A 1,156-nucleotide genomic window follows, 5' to 3' on the forward strand; every position below is an offset into this window, starting at 1 on the left:
GAGCAGGTACCGGTCGTGTCGATCGATTTGCCATCGGGCGTGTCCGGTGACACCGGATGGACCAGGGCCTATTTCCAAGCCGCAGTGACGGTGACTTTTGTACGGAAAAAGCACGGCCATCTGTTGATGCCAGGGCGCAGCCTGTGCGGCGAGATCATCGTCGCCGACATTGGCATACCGAATACGATCGTCGACCGGCTTAAGATCACGACATTTGAGAACACGCCGGACCTCTGGCTGCGATGGCACTTCCCGAGAACGGCGACCGACACACATAAATACAAACGCGGCCATGTGGGCGTTTTTTCCGGCGGACCATCGGCAACCGGTGCGGCGCGGCTGTCGGCGATGGCGGCGGCCAGAACGGGGGCAGGGGCGGTGACCGTGCTATCGCCCGCCAACGCCATGCACGTCAACGCTACGCATCTGACCTCGATCATGCTGCGCGCGGTGGATACTGTGGCTGACGCAGGCGAGTTCATTGACGAAAAGCGGCATACGGCGTTCGTTCTCGGCCCCGGATTTGGAGTCGGCGAAAAAACCCGCGATTTTGCCTTGCGGTTGCTCAAGCAAGACGAAGCCTACGATTTCGAACGCATGGGCTTGTTTGGAGGCATTGTACTCGACGCCGACGGTCTGACTTCGTTTCGCGACGCTCCAGATGCTCTTTTCGAAGCGGCACATCGAACCTTCGCACCTGCCTTGGTGCTGACGCCGCATGAGGGCGAATTCGCCAGGCTTTTTCCCGACATTGCCAAATCGAAGAAGCAGTCCAAGCTCGCCAAGGCCCGCGCCGCCGCAGCGCGTGCCAATGCAGTCATTGTCTACAAGGGCGCCGACACGGTGATCGCGGCGCCCGACGGCCGGGCGGCGATCAACGCCAATGGTGCGCCGTGGCTTGCTACAGCCGGCTCGGGTGACGTGCTGGCGGGCGTCGTTGCCGCACTACTGGCGCAGGGCATGCGGGCTTTCCAGGCTGCCTGTGCCGCCGTCTGGATCCATGCTGAAGCCGGCAGCCGGTTCGGGCCAGGATTGATTGCCGAGGATCTGCCGCTGGCCCTGGTGCCGGTGCTGCGCGAATTGATCGAAAGCCAGCCGGACCTTCGATGAGACGACTTGCTCTCCTTCTCACCACGCTCGTCATGGTCACCCTAGC

General features: G+C 62.1%; 1 protein-coding gene. It reads left to right on the plus strand.

The features are described from left to right. Positions 1–1,110: NAD(P)H-hydrate dehydratase (locus tag AC1DX0_RS36185; RefSeq protein ID WP_477359336.1), on the plus strand; the 1,110-nt coding region annotated here is incomplete at its 5' end. Between the last annotated feature and the right edge of the window lie 46 nt (positions 1,111–1,156).

The sequence above is a fragment of the Mesorhizobium sp. P3_A9 genome (assembly GCF_056402975.1).